The sequence below is a fragment of the Arthrobacter rhombi genome, from assembly GCF_039526245.1.
GTDB lineage: Bacteria > Actinomycetota > Actinomycetes > Actinomycetales > Micrococcaceae > Arthrobacter_H > Arthrobacter_H rhombi.
The window spans coordinates 1-25,985 of the sequence record NZ_BAAAIV010000007.1; the positions used below are offsets into that span (position 1 = coordinate 1).

Genomic DNA, 25,985 nt, shown 5'->3' on the forward strand with positions numbered 1-25,985 from the left:
GGTTTGGCGTGGTTCAGGCGGTTGTATACGGCTCCGGGGGTGGGGGAGTTGGTGGGGATGGATTCGCGGGCGAGGTTTTTCCCTGCGGGGTTGGCGCGGTTCATCGCGGTGCGGGATCAGGTGTGTGGGACGCCGTGGTGTGATGCTCCGGTTCGTCACCATGACCATGTGGTGGGGTGGGCTGCCGGGGGTCCGACGAACGCGGAGAACGCGAAGGGCCGGTGTGCTGATTGTAATTATGTGAAGGAGGCTCCGGGGTGGGGCGCGGCCACGGTTCCGGGGGACCGGCATACGACGGTGACGAGGACTCCGACGGGTCATGTGTATCGGTCCCAGGCCCCTCCATTACCCGGCGACACCAGCTAGAAGATAATGCGCGGGGCCGCAGCGTGGAACCTTCAGACCAGGGGTTTGAGCTGGTGGGCCCCGGGCAAGGCAGACGTATCGCCCTGGCTCAGGGCTGTTGCCACCCAGAGGGAACGCTCCGCGTCCCGGGGCAGTCCTTCCTCCGTAAAGGTCAAGACGTCCTCTACCGCACGGGTGACTGCCCACCCCAGGGCCAGATCGGCATCCACCCCGGCGCCGGCGCTCAGAAGGCTGCATCGCATCCGTAGTGCCTCCGCCGCATTCCGTGCGGGGAGGTCGCCCAAACGGTTGTGGAGCATGGGAAGAACGGCGAACTCCCGGTCTCCGACGTACATCTGTGGGTCGATGGCCACGTACTCATCCATTGCCGGGCGTGCCAGCACGTTGAAGTAGTGCAAGTCGGCGTGAACCAGAAAATCGTCGTTCTCGCGGCGACCCACGGCTCCCCGGGTCTGGCAAACCTCCAAGGCTGCCTCGAGCAGCCTGCGGGGCAGGAGCCCGGGGTGCTCCGCCCACCGGGCGGGGAGCTCGTCATTCCAGCGTTCGGCTACGGCATCGGTTCGGTCGAACACCGAAACGTCCTCGGTGGATGCGGACGCCTCGGACAGCGGCCGACTCAGTTGTTGCATCACGCTGCCCCACTTCTCCGCGGCCGCCGACGGGGGCAAGCCGCCCAGGTCCCGAGTCGGGTCCAGGCGTTCCATGAGCAGAAACCCGGGCTCATCGCAGATCAGTACGACGGCGCCATTTCCGGACCATACGCGCAGGGCAGCAGCCTCCGTGGCCAGTTCGGGGCGGGGGATCTGGTACTTGAGGGCCAGGGGCTTCTCGTTGTCATCGACCACCGGGACCACGATGCCTGCGTGGCCGGCAAACCAAGACCTTCCAGCTTCCGGGACAGGGCGGAGATTCCAATGGGCGCACTGCGCGGCGAGCCGGGCATTGAGGTTCCGGAGCCAGGCCGCTCCACCCGGCGCACGCACAGCGTTGTGCCGCAGGGTGGCTGGAAGCTCATCCAGGTCCACGAGGGAAGTCGGATTGCCCGTGTGCACTACGAGCTTTTCGTGAGGTCTGGAATCGTCCGTGTCAGCGTGAAGGAGCGTTCGGCCGCCAACCACGTTTCGGTGATCAGCGCTGGGCGAAGCGCCGACGCAGCCTGGGAGGTGGCGTCGCGGAGGAGGCCCGCTAGCTGGGCTTCCGAGGCTGCAACCGAGGTGAGTGGCTCGGCATCGAACCCACTCGGCAAGGCATAGGCCGCCGCGCGGACGGGGGAGCAATCCTCCGGGAGGAGGTCCTCCAAACGGTGCCCCAGCTCAGTCGTGGTGCTCGAGAGCTTCCAGCCATTGCTGGTCGATGACCCGGGGTGCTTCACGGCCGCCATCTGATAGCCATAGGCCTGCCGGAAGGCGGCATCGGCGGCGTTGTCGATGGAGGTGGCGGCCTGCTGCTCTTCGGAGGTCGCGGTCTCGGTGCCTGCAGCGCTGGAAACTGCAGCGTCCGGAGAGGCGGTGGGTGACGGTGAGCCATCCACGGTGCAGGAGCCAGCGGGCAGCGGGCTGGCCAGGGCTTCTTGCCACGCGTGGTCCGCATCCGGGAGATTGACTGCGGGCAAGACCTTTTTCTTGGCGTGGTCGGGCACCAGTGCGGCGAGCCGCTGGGCTTCCAGCCGCTGCTCGATGCCGGCCCCGAGAAGGGGCGCAGTCTCACCGATGCCTGAGGTGGACGCTGCGTCCAGCAGTGTATTTGCCGAGACCCCCAGATCCATCGCCAGCTTGGCGAGGGAGTCGGAACCCGAAGTCGATTTCACGGTGGGGCTGTCTGGCGAATTCGATTTACCGGCCGGGGAGGAAGAGCTGCTGGCCTTGGCTGCCTCGTTTTCCTGCGCGACCTGCGCCGCCAAACCAGGTGTGAGAAGTTCCACATGACGGTTCAATAGCTGAGCGGCGCGATCAAGTTCCTGGGCTGACTTGGCATCGACGGCCGGTGCCACCGCATCGGACGAGCCAGCTGACGGTGACGCAGATTCGTGCGCACTCGAGGCGGATGCCGACCCGGCTCCGCCGGCCAGGTCCGAAGCGGTCCGAGCCAGATCCAGCATGTTGCGGGAGGCTGCCTCCTGCGCGCTGATTTGGGGTGCGCCACCGCGGAAATTCGGGCCCCACCCCTGGTTCGCTGTCGTTCCAATACCGACAACGATCGCCGCTACCAGCAGCAATCCGAGCGTGCGGAGGAGGAACTTCAGCCGAAAAAAGGAGCCGCGCCGGTGCGGGCGGCGGGGGGGTTGGGGGGAGCGGGAGCGCGTTTCCATCGAGTTGATCATCCCACGAGGCGCCCCACCGCAGAGCGATCCCGCGCCCAGGTGTCTGAAGCACCCGCGGGCCTGACCGCGTTCTTCGTGTGCCTTTCGCGGCAGGTCCGGCGCGGAAGCGTCGGCGAGCCAGGAGAAATGTCGATACTCTGGTACGCACAACATCGAATATGTGGGAGGAAGTCATGTCCGAACAGCCGGCAAACACCCCGTCCGAAGGACAGCGGCTCAAGGAGTATCTGGAACCCACTGTTTCCGCTCATGGTCTCTTCCTTGAAGACGTCGAGGTCCGCTCGGGCGCCGACCATCGCACGGTCAACGTGATCATCGATCTGGTTGAAGGTACTGGCAATGTCGATTTGGATACGGTGGCCGAAGTCTCACAGTCCGTCTCGGATGCCATGGACCATTCGCCCGTTGAGCCCGGAATTGCCTATGACCTTGAAGTCTCTTCGCCGGGCGTCGGGCGCCCACTGACTCTTCCCCGGCATTGGCTGCGGAATGTTGGCCGCCTCGTGAAGGTGAACCTGATCGGTGAAGACAACATCACCGGACGTCTCACGGCAGCCGACGACCAGACAATAACGATCGTGCCCGACATCCCCGTCAAAAAGGGCATGAAGCCCAAACAGGGAGACCCTCGCACCTTGGGCTACGACACCATCCGCCGCGGTGTGGTCGAAGTTGAATTCACCCGTCCAGGGCCCCTGGACGACGACGCAGTAGAGATCGACGAGGCGCAGGAGGCCTGACATGGATATCGATATGAGCGCACTGCGACTCCTCGAATCGGAGCGCGAAATCCCGCTCCACCTGATCATCCCGACCATCGAGCAGGCTCTGGTGATGGCGTATCACAAGTCCCCCGGGGCCATCGAGCAGGCACGGGCGGAGCTGGACCAGAAGTCCGGACGCGTGACCATCTGGGCTACTGAACTCGATGACGACGGAGCAGCCGTCGGCGAGTTCGACGACACCCCCGAGGGGTTTGGCCGGATTGCCGCAAGCACGGCTCGCCAGATCATCCTCCAGCGCCTGCGCGACGTGGAAGATGACAACATCCTGGGCCAGTTCAAGGGCAAGGAGGGGGAGCTGATCTCCGGGCAGATCCAGCAGGGCAACAACCCGATCATGATCCAGGTCAATCTGGGAACGATCGAAGCCCTGTTGCCGCCCCCAGAGCAGGTTCCGGGCGAGAAGTACATCCACGGTGCGCGGATCCGCGCCTACGTCACCGATGTGCGTAGAGGCCCCAAGGGTCCCTCGATCACCCTCTCGCGTTCGCACCCGAACCTGGTCCGTCGGCTCTTCGAGCTGGAGGTCCCCGAGATTGCCGACGGGACCGTCGAGATCGTGTCGCTGGCCCGTGAGGCAGGGCACCGGACGAAAATTGCTGTCCGGGCCACGAGGGCCGGAGTCAACGCGAAAGGCGCGTGCATCGGTGAGATGGGATCACGCGTCCGCGCCGTGATGAACGAATTGCACGACGAGAAGATCGACATTGTCGACTACAACGAGGACCCGGCGCGTTTCATCGCCAGCGCCTTGTCCCCGTCGAAGGTCAAATCGGTCACCATCGTGGACGAAGCCATCCGCCAGGCGCACGTCGTCGTTCCCGACTACCAGTTGTCCCTGGCTATCGGCAAGGAAGGGCAGAACGCCCGCTTGGCTGCCAAGCTCACCGGGTGGCGCATCGACATTTCCTCGGATGCCAACCCCCAGGGGCGCGTTGAGGCAGTCCGTCCCGAGTAGGAGCACACGGCCGTGCCCCATGGCCGGTGTGAAAAGCGGTAGACTTGTCTGTGGTCCGGTCAGGTCCGGCCATCCCCAACCCAGGAGTTGACCTCCCACGTGAGCTCGCAGCAACAGCCGCAGCGCACATGTATCGGGTGTAGGGAAACGACGGACCAGGACCAGTTGATGCGTTGGGTGGTCGAAGGAAGTGGCCTTTTGGTCGTTCCAGATCCCGCCCGTCGCAAGTCCGGTAGGGGTGCTTGGTTGCACCCCACACCGGCATGTGCAGCCCGTGCCGTGAAACGGCGGGCGTTTTCCCGGGCCTTCAGGGCCAAGGTGAACGACTCGCAGGTGGAATCGGCATGTGCAGCACTGGGTGCGCCCCTGCCAGGGGGCGGCGCCGAATTAACCGTCAAACGTGAAAGCGGGTCAGAAATCTGATGGAAACCCGATGAGTGTCAAGCGATGAGCGCCTAGCTATGACTAATCAGTTATGCGCAACGATCGGCATGCCGCCTCGCGGTGGCTGCCGACCAAGCCCAAAAAAGACGGTTCGCACCCGGTAAGAAGTGAGTGCAGGGGCGGACCGAGACAGGAGAAATGTGGCCAAGGTCCGCGTACATGAGCTCGCCAAAGAGCTCGGCATCACTTCGAAGGATGCAGTGGCAAAACTGCAGGAAATGGGCGAGTTCGTCCGTTCCGCCTCTTCGACCATTGAAGCGCCCGTAGTCAAGAAACTACGGGGCGCCTTCCCCCAGCAGCCCGCCGCCAAGGCGCCGGCAGCTGCCAAGCCCAGCACCACGCCGGCAACCCCAGCAGCCGCACCCGCTGCTCCGGCTTCCAACGCGCCGCGCCCCGGAGCCCGTCCGGCTCCGAAGCCTGCTGCAGCAGCACCGTCAGAACCAGCTCCGGCCGCAGAAGCGCCGGCAGCTCCGGTTGCCGACAAGCCCGCTGCTGAAAAGCCTGCAGCTGAAAAGCCTGCAGCAACGGAGCCCGCTGCCGAGAAGTCGGCCGCGCCGCGTCCGACGTCAGCCAAGCCGGGCGCCCCGCGTCCCGGGAACAACCCGTTCGCACCCCAGCAGGGGATGCGCGGCAAGGACTCCGGTCCCGGAGGCCCACGTCCCGGCGCCCGCCAGGGCAACCGTCCCGGCGGACCCCGCCCGGGAAACAACCCGTTTGCACCCCAGCAGGGCATGCGCTCCGGCGCACCGGCAGGCCAGGGCGGACCGCGTCCGCCTGCAGGCGCCGCTGGTCCCCGTCCCGGTGCCCCGCGTCCGGCAGGCGCAGCGCGCCCCGGCGCCGGTGCACCCGGCGCACGTCCGGGTGGGCCCCGCCCCACCCCGGGCATGATGCCCAACCGCACCGAGCGTCCGGCACCAGCCGGCGCAGGTCGTCCCGGCGCGCCGGGACGCGGTGGCGCACCCGCACGTCCCGGAGGAGCCCCCGGTGGCGGTTTCGGCGGCAAGGGTGGCGGCCGCGGACGCGGTGGCACCCAGGGTGCCTTCGGCAAGGGCGGCGCCGGTCGCGGCAAGCAGCGCAAGTCGAAGCGTGCCAAGCGCCAGGAACTGGAGCAGATGAGCGCACCGTCGCTGGGCGGCGTGAGCGTGCCCCGCGGCAATGGTGAGACCATCATCCGTCTGCGCCGTGGTGCTTCCATCACCGACTTCGCCGACAAGATCGAGGCGAACCCGGCAGCACTGGTGACCGTTCTCTTCCACCTCGGCGAGATGGCCACGGCCACCCAGTCGTTGGATGAGGGCACCTTTGACGTCCTCGGTGCCGAGCTGGGCTACAAGGTCCAGGTCGTTTCCCCGGAGGACGAGGAGCGCGAGCTGCTGGAGTCCTTTGCCATCGACCTCGACCACGAGCTCGAGGAAGAGGGCGACGAGGACCTGAGCCCCCGCCCGCCAGTGGTCACCGTCATGGGTCACGTCGACCACGGCAAGACCCGCCTGCTGGACGCGGTCCGCAAGACCAACGTCATCGAAGGCGAAGCTGGTGGCATCACCCAGCACATCGGTGCCTACCAGATCAACCACGTACATGAGGGCACCGAGCGCGCCATCACGTTCATCGATACTCCGGGCCACGAGGCGTTCACCGCCATGCGTGCCCGTGGTGCGAAGGTCACCGACATCGCCGTGTTGGTCGTCGCAGCGGATGACGGCGTCATGCCGCAGACCGTTGAGGCGCTCAACCACGCTCAGGCGGCCAACGTGCCGATCGTGGTCGCGGTGAACAAGATCGACAAGGAGTCCGCCAACCCGGACAAGGTCAAGGGCCAGCTCGCTGAGTACGGCCTGGTGCCCGAGGAATATGGTGGCGACACCATGTTCGTCCCGGTCTCTGCGCTGCAGAACATGGGCATCGACGAGCTGCTCGAGGCGGTCTTGCTGACCGCCGACGCTGCCCTGGACATGCGCGCCAACCCGAACAAGGATGCGCGCGGCATCGCGATCGAAGCCAACCTGGACAAGGGCCGCGGCGCCGTTGCCACCGTGTTGGTGCAGTCCGGCACGCTGAACGTCGGCGACACCATCGTCGCCGGCCAGGCGCACGGACGTGTCCGTGCGATGTTCAACGAGAACGGCGACAACCTGGAAACGGCGGGCCCGTCCCGTCCGGTCCAGGTGCTGGGCCTGTCCACCGTCCCGCGGGCCGGCGACACGTTCCTGGTCACCTCGGACGAGCGCACCGCCCGCCAGATCGCCGAAAAGCGTGAAGCAGCGGACCGCAACGCCCAGTTGGCCAAGCGTCGCAAGCGCATCACCCTGGAAGACTTCGACCAGGCCGTCGCCGATGGCAAGATCGACACCCTCAACCTCATCCTCAAGGGTGACGTCTCCGGTGCCGTGGAAGCCCTCGAGGACTCGCTGCTCAAGATCGACGTGGGCGAAGGCGTGCAGCTGCGTGTCATCCACCGCGGTGTCGGTGCCATCACGCAGAACGACGTCAACCTCGCGACCGTCGACAACGCCATCATCATCGGCTTCAACGTGAAGCCGGCGGAACGCGTTGCGGACCTGGCCGACAAGGAGGGCGTTGACATGCGCTTCTACTCGGTCATCTACGCGGCGATCGACGACATCGAACTGGCGCTGAAGGGCATGCTGAAGCCGGAATACGAGGAGGCCCAGCTAGGCACCGCGGAGGTCCGCGAGGTCTTCCGTTCCTCGAAGTTCGGCAACATCGCCGGCTCGATCGTCCGCTCCGGCACGATCCGACGCAACTCCAAGGCGCGCGTCACCCGTGACGGCAAGGTCATCGGCGAGAACCTCACCGTGGACTCGCTGAAGCGCTTCAAGGACGACGCCACCGAGGTCCGCACGGACTTCGAATGTGGTATCGGCCTGGGCTCCTTCAATGACGTCAAGGAAGGCGACACCATCGAGACCTACGAGATGCGTGAGAAGCCCCGCGCCTAGGCGCTCAAGGAGTACGACGCCGGACGCTCGCCTTTCGGGCGGGCGTCCGGCCTCGTCGTCCTACTCTTAAGACACCCAACAGCACAAGGAATCCCCAGGAGGGCATCATGGCCGATCCCGCACGCGCGGCACGGCTCGCGCAACGCATCAAGGTCCTGGTCGCGCAGTCGCTCGGCAAGGTCGTGAAGGATCCCCGCGTCGAAGGCGTGACGATCACCGACTCGCGGGTCACCAACGACCTGCAAAACGCGACCGTCTACTACACGGTCCTCGGCGACGACGAGGCCAAGGCCGACGCGGCCGCCGGCCTGGCGAAGGCGAAGGGGATCCTGCGCAAGGAGGTCGGACGCAACCTGACCGTCCGGCTGACCCCGACCCTGGAATTCGTCGCGGACGAGATCCCGGTCAATGCCTCCAACCTGGAGGAACTGCTGCGCGATGCCAAGGCACGCGACGCAGAGGTGGCGGCCCTGGCCGCCGGCGCGCAGCATGCCGGCGACCCCGATCCGTACAAACACCCGGACGAGGACGTCGACGAGGACTAGCCACGCTTTTCCGTCCGCCACGGCTTCCTGCCGCGGTGGACCGACACCGGGCGGTGTCGGCGCCAACCACCCTTGATCGGGTGGCCGGCACCGACACCGGGCGGTGTCGGCGCCAACCACCCTTGATCGGGTGGCCGGCACCGGCACCGCCCGTTCTTGTTTGCGCTGGGATGTCAGCGGATCCGCCTCTTCACCCGTTTCATCGTGTCCATCACAGGAAGTATTCGTGCCCCACAGGCCCTCGACGCCGTCGACGGTGCACGACGTGCAGCGCCGGCGAAGGGGATCGGAGCCGAGGACCCCGTGTACGCACCTATACTGGGTGACGTGAAAAAAGGTGCCAGCACAGATCAGGCCGCCGTCGGATCGGGACTGGTGATCGTCGACAAGCCGCAGGGCTGGACGAGTCACGATGTCGTGGGGCGCACCCGTCGGCTGGCGGGGACGCGCAAGGTCGGCCACGCAGGAACCCTGGATCCCATGGCCACCGGGGTCCTGGTGGTCGGGGTCAACAAGGCCACCCGTCTCCTGACCTACATCGTCGGTGCCTCCAAGACCTACGAGGCCACCATCCGCCTCGGCGAGAACACCGTGACCGATGATGCCGAAGGCGAGCTCCTGGAGGCGCGGATCGCCGCGGCCGTGACCCCCGAACAGATCCACCAGGGGGTTGCGGAACTGACGGGGGACATCGACCAGGTCCCCTCGAGCGTCAGCGCCATCAAGGTCAACGGCGAACGCTCCTACGCCCGGGTGCGCAGCGGCGAGGACGTCGACCTGCCCGCCCGCCCCGTGACCGTCAGCCGGTTCGAGGTCCACGACATCCGGCGCCTGCGGGGTGGAAAGATCCAGGACGTGGACGTCACCGTCGAGTGCTCTTCGGGAACCTACATCCGTGCCCTGGCCCGCGACCTCGGGGAGGGGCTCGGAGTCGGCGGACACCTGACTGCCCTGCGCAGGACCCGCGTTGGACCGTATGGCATCGAGGGCGCCCGGACCATGGAGGAATTGGCCGACGGGTTCTCGATGCTGGCGTTGGACGATGCGGCACGGGCGCTCTTCCCGAACCGGGAACTCAGCGCCGAGGAAGCCACCGAACTGTCCTTCGGACGCCGCATCGCCCCCAATGAGGGGCAAGAGGTCACCGCGGCCTTCGCCCCGGACGGAACCTGCGTCGCCCTGTTGAAGAACAAGGCAGACGCCGCCAAACCGGAGATCGTCTTCGCCACCGCCTGACCTCCATCCACCCTCCCGGGTGACGCACCGCCGTCGTTCCGGGGGACACCTGCCAGCCGCAAAGGAACCACCTACCGTGATCGTCGACGGATTCTTCATCGCCGGTGCCATCATCTGCGCCCTGTCGGTCCTGCTCAGCGTGTTCGCCACGATCACCCGCGACCACCCGGATGACTACGCCATCATCTCCGTCGCCGCCGTGGAGGTCTTCCTGGTGGTCTACGGCATCTCCGCGGCCATCCGCCAAGCCGGCGGCCAGGCCATCGCGGGGGAGACCTGGGAGTTCTGGGGGTATGTCCTCACCGCCCTGTTCGTGCCGGTCGTGGCCTTTGCCTGGGCGGTCACCGACAAGACCCGCTGGTCCAACGCAGTCCTGGCCGCCGTCGGCCTCACCGTATTCGTCATGTTGTACCGCATGGAACAGATCTGGGATGGAGTACCCCTCGCATGAAAACACCCGACACGCAGCAGAGCACGGGACGGCAGGCCGGACTGGGGCGCATCATCATCGCCGTCTATGGCATCTTCGCGATCTCCTCCACGGCCCGCGCCGGCTACCAGATCCTCACGAAATTCGATGAGGCCCCGCTGGCGTATGTGCTCAGCGCGGTGGCCGCGGTGGTCTACATCATCGCCACCATTGCCCTGGCGTCCCACCGCAGTGGCAGCTGGCGGCTGTCGCTGACAGCGATCCTGGTGGAGCTGGCCGGCGTCGTCATCGTGGGCATCCTCAGTTTTGCCGTGCCGCAGGACTTCGCCCACCCGGCAGTGTGGTCGCACTTCGGGCAGGGGTATGGCTACATTCCGCTGGTGCTGCCGCTGATCGGGCTCTGGTGGCTCTTCCGGCACCGGGAGCCCGCCGCCGCGCGCTAGCGTGAATTCGGCATCACGGGCCGATCGTGAATAATGGAAAACGCGCCACCCCGGCCACCGACACGGCAGCATCCCCAAGGAGCACAGTGCACTACTGGAAAGGCCTCGAATCCGTTCCCGCGGACTTCGGGCCATCGGTCGTCACCATCGGCAACTTCGACGGTGTCCACCGGGGCCACCGGGAGGTGCTCTCCACGCTGACCGCCCTGGGTGCCCGCCGCCACGCATCCTCCGTGGCCATCAGCTTCGACCCGCATCCCGCCCAGGTCCACCGCCCGGGGACGTACCCGCCGCTGATCATGGGGCTGGCCGACCGGATCGACTCGCTGGCCGAAACCGGCATCGATGCGCTGCTGATGATCCACTACACGCTGGAGTTCGCCCAGGCCACCGCCGAGGAATTCGTCACGAACATCATCGTGGACCGGTTGCACGCCTGCGCCGTCGTCGTGGGACATGATGTGCGGTTCGGCCGCGACAACTCAGGGGACTTCGCCACCATGGTCGAGCTGGGCCGGATCCACGGTTTCGAGGTCATCGGCATCGACGACATCGGCGAATCGCGGCGCTGGTCCTCCACCTGGATCCGCGAGGCACTCACCGACGGTGACGTGGCCACCGCCAACGAGATCCTCGGCCGTCCGCACCGCATGCGCGGGGAGATCGTCCACGGCGCCGCCCGCGGTCGCGAACTCGGTTTCCCGACGGCCAACCTCTCCACCGACGCCACCGGGATCATCCCCGCCGACGGCGTCTACGCCGGCTGGCTGGTCGACGAATCGGAGATGGCGTGGCCCGCGGCGATCTCCGTCGGCTCCAACCCGACCTTCGAAGGCGTCAGCCGCCAGGTGGAGGCCCATGTCATCGACCGCCCGGCCGAGGAGGTCGGGGACTTCGACCTCTATGGCCAGCAGGCCGTCGTCGAATTCGTCGCCCGACTGCGGCCCATGGTGGCCTACCACGGGGTCCAGGCACTGATCGAGCAGATGAACGACGATGTCCAGCGCGCCCGATCCCTCCTGGCCCATGACCGGGCCGGCGCCTGAGCGCGGACCCGCGGCACCGGTGACCCGACCCGCCGCGGACGCCCCCATCCCCAACTTGCCGATCCGGGCCCCGGAACTCGATGAGGCCCGGCGGCTGGCCTTCGGTGCGGCCTTCTCCAGCGGCGGCGACCTCTATGACGCGGTGCGCCCCGCCTACCCGGACGCCGCAGTGGATTTCCTGATCCCCCCCGGTGCACGTGACGCCGTCGACCTGGGTGCCGGGACCGGAATCCTCACCCTGCAACTCGCCGCGCGGGGATTGAGCACGACGGCGGTGGATCCTTCGGCTGACATGCTGGCCCAGCTGCACCTCAAGTCTGCTGCGCCCACCACGCTCCGGGCGTCAGCGGAGGACACCGGCCTGCCCGACGCCTCCTTCGACCTGGCCACGTATGCGCAGGCCTGGCATTGGGTGGACGTGCCCCGCGCCTCGGCGGAGACCGCCAGGATCCTGCGGCCCGGCGGACGGCTGGGACTCATCTGGAACCAGCTCGACGTCACCGTCGGCTGGGTGCACCGGCTCAGCCGGATCATGCATGCCGGAGACGTGCACCGCCCCGAGTTCGTCCCCGACATCGGCCCGGAATTCTCCGGGCTGGAGTCGCTGCAGGTGCGTTGGGAGCAACCGGTCACCCCGGAGCACCTCATCGACCTGGCCAAGTCGCGCAGCTACTACCTGCGGGCCGGCACCGAGACGCGGGCCCGGGTCGAAGGCAACCTCGTCTGGTACCTGTACGAGCACCTCGGACTGCAGCCCGGGCAGGAGCTCGGGCTGCCGTACTACACGCATGCCTGGCGGGCCCACCGTCCGTAGGGGCGGTGATGCTAGACTGACTGGTGGTGTGCGCTGCAGTCCGCGGTTGCGTGTCACCACGCCGGAAACGGCACCTAAACTGTTCGCGGTACAACTCCAGGAGTTAATGTGGCCCTCGACGCTGCTGTTAAGACCGAAATCATCAAGGCTTACGCCACCCACGAAGGCGACACGGGTTCACCCGAGGTGCAGATTGCAGTTCTGTCCCGTCGTATTCTGGACCTGACGGAGCACCTGAAGACCCACAAGCACGATCACCACACCCGCCGTGGCCTCATGGGCATGGTTGGCCGTCGTCGTCGCATGCTCGGTTACCTGAAGGACACCGACATCGTCCGCTACCGTGCGCTCATCGAGCGTCTCGGCCTGCGCCGCTAGTCGGATCCACGGAAGCGGTCTCCCCGCCGGGCAACCGGTGAGGGGCCGCTTTCTGGCAACGGGCCCCGGTTCGTTGCCACCACCACAAGTGAAAACTGCAGGAACCAGCCATCTCGGACATTCGCGGTCCTCGGTAGTGGTTTACGGAAACCGGCACGACGCCGGACACCCCGTGGGCCTCGATCGAAGACCGGGTGCCCCCTCCGGTGGAACCGGAGGAGATGGGCTGGCCCTGCGCCAAACGAGAAACGGAGGTGACTCTCCATGGAGGGTCCCGAAATTCAATTCGCAGAAGCGGTCATCGACAATGGCCGATTCGGATCGCGCACCATCCGCTTTGAGACCGGGCGCCTCGCCCAGCAGGCCGCCGGCGCGGCCATGGTCTACATCGATGACGACACGTCCATGCTGTCGGCCACCACTGCCGGCAAGCACCCCCGCGAGGGCTTTGACTTCTTCCCGCTGACCGTGGACGTCGAGGAGCGCATGTACGCTGCCGGCCGCATCCCGGGCAGCTTCTTCCGCCGCGAGGGCCGCCCCTCCACCGAGGCCATCCTGGCCTGCCGCCTCATGGACCGCCCGCTGCGCCCCGCCTTCGTCAAGGGCCTGCGCAACGAGGTCCAGGTCGTCGTCACCATCTTGTCGATGAACCCGGATGACCTGTACGACGTGGTGGCCATCAACGCCTCCTCGATGTCGACCCAGCTCTCCGGCCTGCCGTTCTCCGGCCCCATCGGCGGCGTCCGCGTTGCCCTGGTCGACGACGGCAACGGCGCCCAGTGGGTTGCCTTCCCGAAGCACTCCCAGCTGGAGAACGCCGTGTTCTCCATGGTCGTGGCCGGCCGCGTTGCCGGTGACGATGTCGCCATCATGATGGTCGAGGCCGAGGCCACCGACCACGCCTGGAACCTGATCAAGGAAAACGGCGCCACCGCCCCGACCGAAGAGGTCGTCGCCGAGGGCCTCGAGGCAGCCAAGCCGTTCATCCAGGTCCTCTGCGACGCGCAGGCCGACCTGGCCTCCCGCGCCGCGAAGCCGACCGTGGAATTCCCGGTCTTCCGCGACTACGAGGACGACGTCTACGCCGCCGTTGAAGCTGCTGCCTCCGCCAAGCTGGCCGGGATCTTCGCGATCGCCGACAAGCAGGAACGTGACAGCGCCTCCAGCGTGTACCGCGACGAAATCGTCGAGCAGCTCGCCGGCGAAGGCAAGGAGTTCGAAGGCCGCGTCAACGAGGTCTCCAAGGCCTTCGGTGCCGTGACCAAGCAGGTCGTGCGCCAGCGCATCCTCACCGAGCAGGTCCGCATCGACGGCCGTGGACTGACGGACATCCGCCAGCTCACCGCCGAGGTCGAGGTCCTGCCCCGCGTGCACGGTTCGGCGATCTTCGAGCGTGGCGAAACCCAGATCATGGGCGTCACTACGCTGAACATGCTCAAGATGGAGCAGCAGATCGACTCGTTGTCGCCGGTGACGCGCAAGCGCTACATGCACAACTACAACTTCCCGCCGTACTCCACCGGCGAGACCGGCCGCGTCGGTTCCCCGAAGCGCCGCGAAATCGGCCACGGAGCCCTCGCAGAGCGTGCCCTGGTGCCCGTGCTGCCGACCCGCGAGGAATTCCCCTACGCGATCCGCCAGGTCTCCGAGGCACTGGGCTCCAACGGCTCCACCTCGATGGGCTCCGTGTGCGCCTCGACCCTGTCGCTGCTCAACGCCGGTGTGCCGCTGCGCGCACCGGTTGCCGGCATCGCCATGGGCCTGGTCTCCGACCAGGTCGACGGCCAGACCCGCTACGCGGCGCTGACCGACATCCTCGGAGCCGAGGACGCCATGGGCGACATGGACTTCAAGGTCGCCGGCACCTCCGAGTTCGTCACGGCCATCCAGCTGGACACCAAGCTCGACGGCATCCCGGCCTCCGTGCTGGCCGCCGCGCTGAAGCAGGCCCGCGAGGCACGCCTGCACATCCTCTCGGTGATCAACTCCGCGATCGACACCCCGGATGAGATGAGCGAATTCGCTCCGCGCATCATCTCGGTGAAGATCCCCGTGGACAAGATCGGCGAGGTCATCGGCCCGAAGGGCAAGATGATCAACACGATCCAGGAGGACACCGGCGCCGACATCTCCATCGAAGATGACGGCACGGTCCTGATCGGTGCGACCAACGGCGAATCCGCCGAGGCCGCCCGCTCCGCCATCAACGCGATCGCCAACCCCATGGTCCCGGAGGTCGGCGAACGCTACCTCGGTACCGTGGTGAAGCTGACCACGTTCGGCGCCTTCGTGTCCCTGACCCCGGGCAAGGACGGCCTGCTGCACATCTCCGAGCTGCGCAAGCTCGCCGGTGGCAAGCGCGTCGACGACGTCGAGGACGTTGTCTCCGTGGGCCAGAAGCTCCAGGTGGAGATCACCAAGGTCGATGACCGCGGAAAGCTCTCCCTGGCCCCTGTCGTCGCCGATGAGGCCGAGGCCGACTCCTCGCCCGCCAACGCGTAGGGACGAGATACACCCATGGCATTGATTCCTTTGCCGCTCCATGGCTCGGGAATGTTCCCGTCGACCGCTGAGCGCGGTGCCCCCGGCACCGGCTCACCGATCGAGGACGGGGATCCAACCATCCTGCACGGGGAGGCCGGAGGGGCGCTGGTGCGCCGCTCCGTCCTCCCCGGCGGGGTGCGGGTGCTGACCGAGGCCATGCCCGGACAGCGCTCCGCAACGATCGGCTTCTGGGTCGGTGTGGGATCGCGTGACGAGGCCGAAGGCCAGCACGGATCCACCCACTTCCTGGAACACCTGCTCTTCAAGGGCACCACTCGCCGTAGCGCGATGGACATTGCCTCTGCCTTCGACGAAGTCGGTGGCGAATCCAATGCCGCCACGGCGAAGGAAAACACCTGCTATTTTGCCCGCGTCCTGGACGCGGACCTGCCGCTGGCCATCGACGTGATCGCCGACATGATCACCTCCGCTGTGCTCGATCCCCAGGAACTCGAGCAGGAACGCGACGTCATCCTCGAGGAAATCGCGATGGACAGCGATGACCCGGGAGACGTAGCGCACGAGAAGTTCGTGGCCGCAGTGCTCGGCACCCACCCGCTGGCCCGGCCCATCGGGGGGACCCCCGAGGCGATCCTGTCCATCGGCCGCGACGCGGTGGTGGACCACTACCGCCGGTACTACAAGCCCAGCGAACTGGTCATCACCGTCGCCGGTTCCCTCGACCACGACGAGGTCTGCCGCCAGGTCCTCCAGGCCCTGCGCACCGCCGGCTGGACCCTGGACGAGGACGCGCTGCCCGAGCCACGCCGCAGCACCGCACCGGTGGAGATCGCCGGACAGCACACCATCGACGTCATCCGCCGCCCGGTCGAGCAGACCAACATCATCATGGGCTGCCCCGGGATTGTCGCCACTGACGAACGCCGCCACACGATGAGCGTGCTCAACGCCGTCCTGGGTGGCGGCATGTCGTCGCGGTTGTTCCAGGAAATCCGCGAGAAGCGCGGTCTGGTCTACTCCACCTACTCCTTCTCGGCCGCTTACTCGGACGTCGGCTACTTCGGCATGTACGCCGGCTGTGCACCCGGCAAGACCGGGCAGGTCATCGGCCTGCTCGGCGAAGAGCTGGACAAGTTGGCTGCCGACGGCATCACCTCCGAAGAGTTGCGCAAGGCCATCGGCCAACTCTCGGGCGGCATGGTGCTCGCCTTGGAGGACCCGGGATCGCGCATGTCACGGCTGGGCCGTGCCGAGCTGGTCACCGGCTTCTTCCAGGACCTCGACGAGTCACTGGCCCGTGTCCGGGCGGTCACCGCCGATACGGTCCAGGCGCTCGCCCGCGAACTGGCCTCCCGGCCCCGCACCGTCACCGTCGTGGGGCCTTTCGACAGTCCGGCGGATTTCGGCCTCTAGCCGCACGGCGGCCCGCAGTACACGCGGGTCCTCCTTGCGCCGGAAACCCTGTTCATGCCTCTATGCTCGGAATGATGTGGTCCCGATCACCCACATCATCACCCGCATATCTTGAGAGGCTCAATGCCATGAATTTAGACAAGTTGGAGTCCGTTTTATCGGACATCGGCAGCATTGTCTGGGGTCCGTACATGCTGATACCGCTGCTCTTGGGCACCGGTCTCTACCTGACGATCCGCTTGGGGGGACTGCAGTTCCTCAAGCTGGGTGCCGCCCTGCGGTTGGGCATCCTCAAACGCAAGGATGTCGGCGCCGAAGGCGACATCACCCAGTTCCAGGCCCTGACCACGGCGCTGGCTGCCACGGTGGGAACCGGCAACATCGTCGGCGTCGCCACCGCCATCGGCATCGGTGGACCGGGTGCCCTGTTCTGGATGTGGATGACCGGCCTGCTGGGCATGGTCACCAAATACTCCGAGGCCTACCTGGCCGTGAGGTTCCGCGGAACGGACGCTGCCGGTGAGAAGTCAGGTGGCCCCCAGTACTACCTGGAGCGCGGCATCAAGGGCCCGCTGGGCAAGATCCTGGGCCTGATGTTCGCGATCTTCGCCGTCCTGGCCTGCTTCGGCATCGGCAACATGACCCAGGGCAACTCCATCGCCTCCAACGTGGAAAGCAGCTGGGGTGTCGCCCCGTGGGTCACCGGCCTGGTCCTGACCGTCCTGGCCATGGTGGTCCTGGTCGGCGGTATCAAGTCGATCGGTGCCGTCACCGCCGGGCTCGTCCCGGTCATGATCGTCTTCTACGTGCTCGGCGCCCTGTACATCCTGCTGGCCAACGTGGGCCAGATCCCCGAGGCCCTGGGCCTGATCTTCAGCGATGCCTTCACCGGCACCTCGGCCGTCGGCGGCTTCGCCGGGTCGGTCATCATCATCGCCGTCCAGTACGGCGTGGCCCGCGGTCTGTTCTCCAACGAGTCCGGGCTCGGCTCGGCACCGATTGCCGCAGCGGCGGCCCAGACGACCCACCCGGTCCGCCAGGGCCTGGTATCGATGACGCAGACGTTCATCGACACGATCATCGTCGTCAGTTTCACCGGTCTGGTCATCGTGACCACGGGGGCCTGGAAGGAAGTCGACCCGGAGACCGGCGAACAGATCTCCGCGGCACTGATGACCGGTGAGGCCTTCACCCACGGGCTTCCGGGGGAGTGGGGCCACTGGATCGTGACGATCGGCCTGGTGCTCTTCGCGTTCTCCACGATCCTCGGGTGGTCGTACTACGGCGAACGGAACATGGAGCGCCTGTTCGGCCGGCGCACCGTGATGCCGTTCCGGGTGGTCTTCTCGCTGGTCGTCTTCATCGGCTGCACCGTCGAGCTCGGTGTCGTCTGGGCCTTCTCCGACGTGATGAACGGGCTGATGGCACTGCCGAACCTCGTGGGCCTGCTGGTGCTCTCCGGGCTGATCGCCCGGGAGACCAGGCACTACCTCAAGCACGACCCGAAGCTGGAGGCCACCAAGGAGGAAATCGAAGCCTTCATGGCCGACCGCCCGGGGTGGGAGGAATGGAAGTCCGGCGATGTGATCGGCTCCAGCCACAATTACGGACGGTTGAAGGACCGTATCCGCGACTGATCCCCCGCAACACCCCAGGGCAGCACAGCGGCCGGCCACCTCTCGGATCCATCCGGGGTGACCGGCCGCTGTGCCGTGTGGACGTCGTGGGGGCCGCTGGGCCTCAGCCGCCGGCGAACGGCGGCAGGATGTCGATGACGTCGGGCTCGGCCAGCCGGCGTGAGTGGTCGCGGGCGCCGGTCTCGTTGACCAGGAAGCTGGAACGGGAGACGACGCGCGTCAGCGGAGGGCCGGAGGTGCCGCCGGGAACCACGTGGGGCAGGTGGGCCAGCAGCGCAGCCAGCGTGCCGCCGTCGTGCTCGATGTCGGTGAGGGGCACCTGCACCTCGGTGGTGCCGGCCGCGGCAGCCGCGGCGGCAAAGAACCTGACCTTCACTTATCCTCCGATGGCGCTCATGGAGCGGTCCGGCTGGACGAAATCCTGGTCGCCGAGCCCGGTATGGTCCATGCCGTGGGCACGGGGCTTGGCCCACATGGCGGCCCGCCACCGGTCGGCGATCTGCCCGTCGGTGGCACCCGAGCGCAGCAAGGCGGTCAGGTCGGTCTCCTCACGGGAGAACAGGCAGCTCATGATCTTGCCCTCGGCGGTGATGCGGGTGCGGCGGCAATCGGCGCAGAACGGTTCGGTCACCGAGGCGATGATGCCCACCGTGCCCAGGACCGATCCGGGGGAGCCCCCGGTCGCGGGGTCCCCGCCGGGGAGGGCGCGGACGACGTAGCGTTCGGCCGGGGCGCCATCGCGCGCATCGGGGGAGACGGACAGGTCGTAGTGGGTGCGCAACAGCTCGCGGGTGTCCTCGGCCGTGACCATGTTGGTGCGGGTCCAGCCGTGGTCGGCGTCCAGGGGCATCTGCTCGATGAACCGCAGCTCGAAGCCGCGTTCCAGGGACCAGTCCAGCAGGTCGGCGGCCTCGGTGTCGTTGACACCGCGCAGCAGGACGGCGTTGATCTTGATCGGCCGCAGGCCGGCCGCATCGGCGGCCTCGATGCCCTCGAGCACCTTGTGGAAGAAGTTCCGCCGGGTCAGCTTGGCGAACGATTCGGCGTGGATGGTATCCAGCGAGACGTTGATGCGGGACAGCCCGGCATCGGCGAGTGCCTGGGCCTTGGCGGCGAGCCCGACGCCGTTGGTGGTCATCGAGATCGGCAGGTCGGGGTGATCGGCGCGGATCGCGGCGATGATCTCCACCAGGTCCTTGCGCACCAGCGGTTCGCCGCCGGTCAGGCGCAGTTCGCGCACCCCATGGGTGTCCACGGCGATGCGCACCAGCCGGCGGATCTCCTCGGCGGTCAGCAGGCGCTCCGCGGGCAGCCACGCCAGGCCGTCGGCGGGCATGCAGTAGGTGCAGCGCAGGTTGCATTTGTCGATCAGCGAAATGCGCAGATCGGTGGCGACGCGGCCGAAACGGTCCACCAGGCGCGGGTCCTCGCCCGGGGCCGGCGGGGGGACGGCGCCGGAGGCCGCCTCGGGACCGGAGGCACCGGGCGCGGGGATGGACGGGATGCCCAGCGATACCGCTGCCGGTTCCGGGCTGGACCCGTCCGGGGTCCGGGGGCTGGTGCTACAGGTCATCTTCCGAGGGTAGTCCAGATAGGGCCCGAATTCAGGGGGCCGGTGGGACGAGCTGGACGGCTGGGCGCCATCGGACGGCTGCCCGGATTGCCAGATGCCGCACGAACTGGTGTTTGGTCTCGCATATGCGTCGTCTAGTCTGTGTTCATGACGCATTTGCGAGTTTCCGAGGCGGCCCGCTTCCTGGGAGTCAGCGACGATACGGTCCGCCGCCTGCTGGATGCCGGGCAGCTGGCCGCCGGACGTGACGCTGCCGGGCGGATCACCGTGGACGGGGCCGAACTGGCCACCTACATCCGGGGCCTGTCCAGCAGCCCTGCCGATCCGGCGCACGTGGCGTCCTCGGCCAGGAACCGGTTCGTCGGCCTGGTCACCGCCGTCACGGCCGACCGGGTCATGGCCCAGGTGGAACTGCAATGCGGTCCGTTCCGGGTGGTTTCGCTGATGAGCAGCGAAGCGGTGCGGGATCTGGGACTGGAACCGGGGAGCATCGCCACCGCGGTCATCAAATCAACCAACGTCATCATCGAAACCAAGGGACAACCGTGAAGACCCGCATCATCACCGCGTTGGCGGCCACCGTCCTGCTGCTCTCCGGCTGCGCCTCCGGGGCGGGAGCGGGGGACGGCTCCAGCCCGGCCCCGGGTTCCGCGGGCACCACCGGGGGCACCGGCGTCGTGCAATTTTCCGCCGCCGCTTCGCTGACCGACGTGGCTCCCGAGCTGACCGCCGCGTACGCGAAGGACACGGGGGACACCACCCCGATCCAGATCAACCTCGGGGCCTCCTCGAAGCTGGTCCAGCAGGCCAATGCCGGCGAGCGGCCCGATGTGCTGATCACCGCCGATACCGAGGCCCCGAAGGCGTTGGAGCAGCCCGACGCGTTCGCCGCGCCCGTCGACCTGCTCTCCAACTCGCTGGTGCTGGCCGTGCCCGCCGATTCGCCGATCACCGGAGTCGACCAGCTTCCGGAGGCGCATGCGGTGGCCATCTGTGCGCCGGCCGTCCCGTGCGGGCGCGCAGCGAACGGCTACCTGGAGCAGGAGGGCATCACGCTGGGCACCGTCACCGAGGAGGACGACGTCCGCGCCGTGCTGACCAAGGTCACCGCCGGGCAGGTCGACGCCGGATTCGTCTACGCGACCGACGCGGCTGCCGCCGGCGGAAAGGTGAAGGCCATCAAGCTGCCGCACCTGGCACCGAACACCTACCCGCTGCTGGTAGCCACCCACGCGCCGGACTCCGCGCAGAAGTTCGCCCAGTGGCTGCAGGGTGACGCCGCCACGCAGTTGTTCAGCGCGGCGGGCTTCTCCCAGCCGTGACCCGCGTTCCCCTCTCGCCCCGCATGCTCCGGGCGACGACGCCCGGCTGGCTGTGGATCCCCGCGGGGATCGGCCTGGCAGCCCTCGCCGGGCCCCTCGTCGCCCTGTTCGCCGCTGCCCACTGGAAGGACCTGCCGGCACTGCTGGCCCGCGAGGACGCGCGGACCGCGCTGGGGCTCTCGCTGACGACGGCGGCGGCCTCCACCGTCGTCTGCTTCGTCCTGGGGCTGCCGTTGGCCGTCCTGCTCTCCCGCCTGCACGGGGTGGTGCTGGCATTGCTGCGCGGGCTGCTGGTGGTGCCGCTGGTGCTCTCCCCGGTGGTCTCCGGGTTGGCGCTGCTCTACTTCTGGGGCCGGCAGACTCCGGTGGGCGGATGGCTCGATGCGCTGGGCCTGGGCATCGGGTTCAGCCCGGCGGCGGTGGTCCTGGTCCAGGTCTTCGTCTCGCTGCCGTTCTTCGTGGTCTCCGCACTGAGCAGCATCGAGTCGGTGGACACCGACCTGGAGTTCGCCGGGGCCAACGCCGGGGCCTCCGCCGGGCAGATCCTGTCCCACATCACCTTGCCGCTGGCCGCGCCCGGCATCCTGGTCGGCACGCTGCTGGCCTTCGCCCGGTCGCTGGGCGAGTACGGGGCGACGATCACCTTTGCCGGATCCGTCGCCGGACGCACCCGGACCCTGCCGCTGCAGATCGAGCTGGCGCTGAACTCCAACGACCCGCAGGCGGCCCTGGGCATCAGCCTGATGCTGATCGGGTTGTACCTGATCGTGCTGGTCATCGCCGGGGCCGCGGTGGGCCGGATCTTCCGCCATTAGCGGTCCGGCCCGGCCGTAGGATGTAACGCATGGACTCCAGCTTCCGGCGTACCGTCGAGGACCACCGCGCCGCAGTGCACCGCCTGTTGGCGCCGCTGGCGGACCGGCTGGGCACCGAGGACCTGCCCCTACACGAGGCCCTGGGCCGCGTCCTGGCCGCCGACCTGGTGGCCCCGCGGGCGCTGCCGCCGTTCGATAATTCGCAGATGGACGGCTACGCCCTGCGGGTGGCGGAGGCGGCCCACGGCACGGCCCTGCCCGTGGGCGCCCCGATCCCCGCCGGTGCCACCGCCCCTCGGCTGCCGGCCGGAACCGTGGTGCCGATCATGACCGGGGCGATGCTGCCCGCCGGTGCCGACTCCGTGGTGCCCATCGAACGCGCCGATCCTCCCCGCTTCCCGCCCGCCGACTCCCAGGACGCCACCGTCACCCTGCCCACCGACGTCCCGCCAGGACAGTTCATCCGCGCCGCGGGCAGCGACATCGCCGCCGGGGCCACCGCCCTGGCGGCCGGCACCCGGCTGGGCCCCGTGCACCTGGGTCTGGCCGCAGCGCTGGGGATCGACACCCTTCCGGCCAGGCGCCGGCCGCGCGTGCTCGTCCTGGCCACCGGGGACGAGGTCAGGGCCCCCGGTACCGCCCTGGCCCCCGGGCAGATCCACGACGCCAATTCAACGCTGCTGGCCAGCCTGCTCACCGAGGCCGGAGCCCAGGCCCAGTGCGCCGGCATCAGCGCCGATGACCCGGAGGCCTTCGCCACCGCCCTGGCCGGGAAGCTCGGCCCCGCAGGCGCGCCGGCCCATGACCTGGTCATCACCAGCGGCGGCATCAGCCAGGGAGCCTACGAGGTGGTCCGCCAGGCGCTGGCGGAGCACGGCATCGACTTCGGCTCGGTCGCCATGCAGCCCGGAGGCCCCCAGGGGATCGGGCTGCTGGAACTGCCCGGCACCGCACCGACCCCGCTGCTGGCCTTTCCCGGCAACCCGGTCAGCGGGGTCGTCAGCTTCGAGATCCTGCTCCGCCCCGCCCTGATCGGGCTCACCGGGGCCGCCGAGCGGCGCATGCTCTCCGCCCGGCTGGCCGGCCCGTTGGATCCGCCGCCGCCGCCGGGCAAGCTACAGGCGCGCCGCGTCATGGTCAGGATCCTGCACGACGGCGGAGTCGAGGCGAGCGCCGTGGGCGGGCCCGGCTCCCATCTGGTCCACGCCCTGGCCACCGCCAACGCCCTGCTGGTGCTGACCCCTGACGCCCCCACACCCCAGGCCGGGGAACCGGTCGACGCCCTGATCTACGGAGACCTTTCATGACCGACCCGCACACCCCGGGGCTCAGCCACGTCCGCGCCGACGGATCGGCCCACATGGTCGACGTCTCGCACAAGGCAGAGACCTCCCGCACCGCCACCGCCCAAGCGGTGCTGCACACCCGCCCCGACGTGCTGGCGATGATCGTCTCCGGCGACCTGCCCAAGGGCGACGCCCTCGCCGTCGCGCGGATCGCCGGGATCATGGCCGCCAAGAAGACCCCCGAGCTCATCCCGCTGTGCCACCCGCTCCCGCTGGCCAAGCTCACCGTCGACTTCTTCCCCGACGCGGCAGCCGGCACGGTGCGCATCGAGGCCAGCGTCACCACCCGCGGGGTGACCGGCGTCGAAATGGAGGCCCTCACCGCCGCCTCGGTCGCCGCGCTGGCCCTGTACGACATGACCAAGGCGGTCGACAAGCATGCGGTGATCTCCGAGACGAAGGTGCTGGCCAAATCCGGCGGCAAGAGCGGGGACTGGACGCTGGGGGAGCAGGAAGCATGAGCGGGGACAGCCGCAGTGCCGCGGTACTGGTCGCCTCCACCCGGGCCGCCGCCGGCGTCTACACGGACCGCAGCGCACCGGTCATCAGCGCGTGGCTCGCCGCCCACGGGTTCGCGGTCGGCGAGCCGGTCATCGTCCCCGATGGCGAACCGGTCGGTGCCGCGCTGCGCCGGCTGCTGGGGGAGAAACCGGCGGTGATCATCACCACCGGCGGAACCGGCCTGTCACCGGATGACGCCACCCCGGAGATGACCGAGCCGTTGCTGGACCGCCAGATCCCCGGCATCATGGAAGCCATCCGGGCCGCCGGGCGGATGAAGACACCGCATGCGGCGCTCAGCCGGGGCCACGCCGGCACGGCGGGGCGCACCTTCATCATCAACCTTCCCGGGTCACCCGGCGGCGTCGCCGACGCCCTCGAGGTGCTGGACCCGATCATCGGACACCTCTGCGAACAAATCGAAGGCGGACATGGACATGCCTGAACCCACCAGCCCGGCAGCCGGCGTCGTCGTCTACTCCGGCATGGCCGCCGAACCGATCGACGTGGGCACCGCCTGGGACGCGGTCGAGACAGCGGCCACCGGTGCCGTCGTCACCTTCGGCGGCGTGGTGCGCAACCACGACTCCGGGCGGGCCGTCGAACGGCTCCACTACAGCGCCCACCCCACCGCCGATACGCGGATGGCCGAGCTGGCCGCCGACGTCGCCGCCCGGCACCCCGGCACCCGGCTGTGGGCCGCCCACCGGACCGGGGACCTGGCCATCGGCGACGCTGCCCTGGTCGCCGCTGCCGCCTCCTCCCACCGGGGCGAGGCCTTCGAGGCGTGCCGCGACCTGGTCGAGGCAGTCAAACACGGGGTGCCGGTCTGGAAGGAACAGCACTTCGCCGACGGCGAGACCGAATGGGTGGGCATGGCCTGACGCGATAACCTTGAGCGCATGACTGCACAGATTTCCGTTGCCATCCTCGGAGCCTCAGGACGGATGGGTGCCGAGGCCGTCAAGGCGGTCCAGAACGCCGAGGACATGGAGCTCGTCGCCGCGCTGGGCCGACATGACCCGCTGCAGGCGGTCCTGGACGCCGGGGCCACCCACCTGGTGGACCTCACCGTCCCGGACAGCACCGAAGCCAACGTCCGCTTCGCCGTCGAACACGGGATCCACGCCGTCGTGGGAACCACCGGCTGGACCGACACCCGGCGCGCCCACCTGACCACGCTGCTGGCCGAACATCCAGAGGTTGGGGTGCTGATCGCCCCGAACTTCGCCCTCGGTTCAGTGTTGGCTTCGGCTTTCGCCGCGCAGGCCGCCAAGTACTTCGAATCCGTCGAGATCATCGAACTACACCACCCGGAGAAGGTCGACGCCCCCTCCGGCACCGCGGTGCGCACCGCCGAACTCATCTCCCAGGTCAGGACAGCCGCGAAGGTCCCGGCGAGCCCCGACGCCACCGAAACCCTGCTCGACGGCGCCCGGGGTGCCGACGTCGACGGCGTGCGCGTGCACTCGGTCCGGCTGCGCGGCCTGGTCGCCCACCAGGAGGTCCTGCTCGGGTCGGCGGGCGAACAACTGACCCTGCGCCACGATTCGTTCGACCGGGTCTCCTTCATGCCCGGCGTGCTGCTGGGCCTGCGCACTGTCGCCTCCCGCCCCGGCCTGGCCTACGGGCTGGACAACTACCTCGATCTCGGAGGCAACGCCTAAGTGAAGACCAAGCTCTGGGTCGGCGGCATCCTGCTGCTGTTCGCCCTGTACCTCTACGCCTCCTTTGCCAGCTCGATAGCCCTCATCCGGGCCGCCGAACCGCTGGCGAAGGGCATCGGTGTCGCCGCGCTGGTCATCCCGTTGCTCGGGGTCTGGATCCTCATCCGGGAGATCCTCTTCGGTTCCCGCAGCCAGCGCATGGCCGGCATCCTCGAATCCGAGGGGCTGCTGCCGGAGGACAACCTTCCCCGGACCCCGTCCGGCCGGATCGTGAAGGCGGCGGCCGACGAGGACTTCGTGCAATACCAGCAGGAAGCGACGGAACACCCGGACAGCTGGCGCAGCATGCACCGGCTCGCGCTGGCCTACGACGCGTCGGGTGACCGACGCCGGGCCCGCGAGACGATGCGCCGGGCCATCGGCCTGTTCCGCGCCTCCGGGGACGCCCGGACCACCACCGGCAGCTGAGGACCGGGCCGCC

Annotated in this window: 27 protein-coding genes; 23 read left to right on the top strand and 4 right to left on the bottom strand. The window is 68.1% G+C overall.

Annotation, left to right across the window (positions count from 1 at the left end; genetic code table 11):
• Window positions 1-398 precede the first annotated feature (398 nt).
• Complete coding sequence (locus ABD088_RS06650) at window positions 399-1,484, bottom strand: aminoglycoside phosphotransferase family protein (RefSeq protein ID WP_343900955.1); 1,086 nt, start codon at window positions 1,482-1,484, stop codon at window positions 399-401.
• Window positions 1,418-2,464, bottom strand: coding sequence for a hypothetical protein (locus ABD088_RS06655; RefSeq protein WP_343900957.1), 1,047 nt, complete (start codon window positions 2,462-2,464; stop codon window positions 1,418-1,420). Before ABD088_RS06655 ends, ABD088_RS06650 begins: the two co-directional genes overlap by 67 nt.
• Before the next feature lie 395 nt (window positions 2,465-2,859).
• Here ABD088_RS06655 and ABD088_RS06660 point away from each other — a divergent pair, with 395 nt between their 5' ends.
• The 14 genes from ABD088_RS06660 to ABD088_RS06725 all read left to right on the top strand — a co-directional run bounded on the left by ABD088_RS06660 (window position 2,860) and on the right by ABD088_RS06725 (window position 18,280).
• A complete protein-coding gene (locus ABD088_RS06660) occupies window positions 2,860-3,426 on the top strand; it encodes a ribosome maturation factor RimP (protein ID WP_343900958.1) in 567 nt (188 codons plus the stop codon).
• A gap of 1 nt (window position 3,427) precedes the next feature.
• Window positions 3,428-4,426 carry a transcription termination factor NusA gene (gene nusA, locus ABD088_RS06665; RefSeq protein ID WP_343900960.1) on the top strand — a complete coding sequence of 333 codons (999 nt, stop codon included), beginning with the start codon at window positions 3,428-3,430 and terminating at the stop codon, window positions 4,424-4,426.
• A gap of 99 nt (window positions 4,427-4,525) precedes the next feature.
• The gene (locus tag ABD088_RS06670; RefSeq protein WP_343900961.1) at window positions 4,526-4,849 is read left to right on the top strand and encodes a YlxR family protein; all 324 of its coding nucleotides are present in this window, start codon (window positions 4,526-4,528) and stop codon (window positions 4,847-4,849) included.
• 161 nt (window positions 4,850-5,010) lie between these two features.
• Window positions 5,011-7,833, top strand: a complete 2,823-nt coding sequence (gene infB, locus ABD088_RS06675; RefSeq protein ID WP_343900963.1) for a translation initiation factor IF-2 — start codon at window positions 5,011-5,013, stop codon at window positions 7,831-7,833.
• Window positions 7,834-7,940: 107 nt separating this feature from the next.
• A complete protein-coding gene (gene rbfA, locus ABD088_RS06680; RefSeq protein ID WP_343900964.1) occupies window positions 7,941-8,378 on the top strand; it encodes a 30S ribosome-binding factor RbfA in 438 nt (145 codons plus the stop codon).
• Between the two features lie 327 nt (window positions 8,379-8,705).
• A complete protein-coding gene (gene truB, locus ABD088_RS06685; protein ID WP_343900965.1) occupies window positions 8,706-9,614 on the top strand; it encodes a tRNA pseudouridine(55) synthase TruB in 909 nt (302 codons plus the stop codon).
• 76 nt (window positions 9,615-9,690) lie between these two features.
• Window positions 9,691-10,065 (top strand): hypothetical protein, encoded by a 375-nt coding sequence (locus tag ABD088_RS06690; RefSeq protein ID WP_343900966.1) that lies wholly within the window; start codon window positions 9,691-9,693, stop codon window positions 10,063-10,065.
• Window positions 10,062-10,487, top strand: coding sequence for a hypothetical protein (locus ABD088_RS06695; RefSeq protein WP_343900967.1), 426 nt, complete (start codon window positions 10,062-10,064; stop codon window positions 10,485-10,487). The genes ABD088_RS06690 and ABD088_RS06695 overlap by 4 nt, the downstream gene beginning before the upstream one ends.
• Window positions 10,488-10,573: 86 nt before the next feature.
• Window positions 10,574-11,533 carry a bifunctional riboflavin kinase/FAD synthetase gene (locus tag ABD088_RS06700; protein WP_343900968.1) on the top strand — a complete coding sequence of 320 codons (960 nt, stop codon included), beginning with the start codon at window positions 10,574-10,576 and terminating at the stop codon, window positions 11,531-11,533.
• Between the two features lie 19 nt (window positions 11,534-11,552).
• Complete coding sequence (locus ABD088_RS06705; RefSeq protein ID WP_343900969.1) at window positions 11,553-12,347, top strand: class I SAM-dependent methyltransferase; 795 nt, start codon at window positions 11,553-11,555, stop codon at window positions 12,345-12,347.
• Between the two features lie 108 nt (window positions 12,348-12,455).
• Entirely contained in the window at window positions 12,456-12,725 is a 270-nt protein-coding gene (gene rpsO, locus ABD088_RS06710; protein ID WP_343900970.1) for a 30S ribosomal protein S15, read from the top strand.
• A gap of 264 nt (window positions 12,726-12,989) precedes the next feature.
• A complete protein-coding gene (locus ABD088_RS06715) occupies window positions 12,990-15,227 on the top strand; it encodes a polyribonucleotide nucleotidyltransferase (protein ID WP_343900971.1) in 2,238 nt (745 codons plus the stop codon).
• Between the two features lie 15 nt (window positions 15,228-15,242).
• Window positions 15,243-16,643, top strand: a complete 1,401-nt coding sequence (locus ABD088_RS06720) for a M16 family metallopeptidase (protein WP_372711240.1) — start codon at window positions 15,243-15,245, stop codon at window positions 16,641-16,643.
• Window positions 16,644-16,771: 128 nt separating this feature from the next.
• Entirely contained in the window at window positions 16,772-18,280 is a 1,509-nt protein-coding gene (locus ABD088_RS06725) for an alanine/glycine:cation symporter family protein (protein ID WP_343900972.1), read from the top strand.
• A 103-nt stretch (window positions 18,281-18,383) separates the two neighbouring features.
• Here the strand turns inward: ABD088_RS06725 and ABD088_RS06730 are convergent, their stop codons facing one another.
• Both ABD088_RS06730 and moaA read right to left on the bottom strand, forming a co-directional pair.
• Entirely contained in the window at window positions 18,384-18,656 is a 273-nt protein-coding gene (locus ABD088_RS06730) for a MoaD/ThiS family protein (RefSeq protein ID WP_343900973.1), read from the bottom strand.
• Window positions 18,657-19,853: a GTP 3',8-cyclase MoaA gene (moaA, locus tag ABD088_RS06735; protein WP_343900974.1), complete on the bottom strand. Its 1,197-nt coding sequence runs from the start codon at window positions 19,851-19,853 to the stop codon at window positions 18,657-18,659.
• 147 nt (window positions 19,854-20,000) lie between these two features.
• On the opposite strand from moaA, the gene ABD088_RS06740 reads away from it, so the two are divergent.
• The 9 genes from ABD088_RS06740 to ABD088_RS06780 are packed head-to-tail and all read left to right on the top strand — an operon-like array spanning window position 20,001 to window position 25,972.
• Window positions 20,001-20,402, top strand: a complete 402-nt coding sequence (locus ABD088_RS06740) for a TOBE domain-containing protein (protein ID WP_343900975.1) — start codon at window positions 20,001-20,003, stop codon at window positions 20,400-20,402.
• Window positions 20,399-21,175: a molybdate ABC transporter substrate-binding protein gene (modA, locus tag ABD088_RS06745; protein ID WP_343900976.1), complete on the top strand. Its 777-nt coding sequence runs from the start codon at window positions 20,399-20,401 to the stop codon at window positions 21,173-21,175. Before ABD088_RS06740 ends, modA begins: the two co-directional genes overlap by 4 nt.
• Entirely contained in the window at window positions 21,172-21,990 is an 819-nt protein-coding gene (locus ABD088_RS06750) for a molybdate ABC transporter permease subunit (protein WP_343900977.1), read from the top strand. The genes modA and ABD088_RS06750 overlap by 4 nt, the downstream gene beginning before the upstream one ends.
• A gap of 29 nt (window positions 21,991-22,019) precedes the next feature.
• Window positions 22,020-23,297 carry a molybdopterin molybdotransferase MoeA gene (locus ABD088_RS06755; RefSeq protein WP_343900978.1) on the top strand — a complete coding sequence of 426 codons (1,278 nt, stop codon included), beginning with the start codon at window positions 22,020-22,022 and terminating at the stop codon, window positions 23,295-23,297.
• On the top strand, window positions 23,294-23,797 hold the full coding sequence (moaC, locus tag ABD088_RS06760) for a cyclic pyranopterin monophosphate synthase MoaC (RefSeq protein ID WP_343900979.1): 504 nt from the start codon (window positions 23,294-23,296) through the stop codon (window positions 23,795-23,797). Before ABD088_RS06755 ends, moaC begins: the two co-directional genes overlap by 4 nt.
• Window positions 23,794-24,282, top strand: coding sequence for a MogA/MoaB family molybdenum cofactor biosynthesis protein (locus ABD088_RS06765; RefSeq protein ID WP_343900980.1), 489 nt, complete (start codon window positions 23,794-23,796; stop codon window positions 24,280-24,282). The genes moaC and ABD088_RS06765 overlap by 4 nt, the downstream gene beginning before the upstream one ends.
• Complete coding sequence (locus tag ABD088_RS06770) at window positions 24,275-24,721, top strand: molybdenum cofactor biosynthesis protein MoaE (RefSeq protein ID WP_343900982.1); 447 nt, start codon at window positions 24,275-24,277, stop codon at window positions 24,719-24,721. The genes ABD088_RS06765 and ABD088_RS06770 overlap by 8 nt, the downstream gene beginning before the upstream one ends.
• Window positions 24,722-24,739: 18 nt before the next feature.
• Window positions 24,740-25,504, top strand: a complete 765-nt coding sequence (dapB, locus tag ABD088_RS06775; protein ID WP_343900983.1) for a 4-hydroxy-tetrahydrodipicolinate reductase — start codon at window positions 24,740-24,742, stop codon at window positions 25,502-25,504.
• The gene (locus tag ABD088_RS06780) at window positions 25,505-25,972 is read left to right on the top strand and encodes a hypothetical protein (protein ID WP_343900984.1); all 468 of its coding nucleotides are present in this window, start codon (window positions 25,505-25,507) and stop codon (window positions 25,970-25,972) included.
• Window positions 25,973-25,985: the final 13 nt, after the last annotated feature.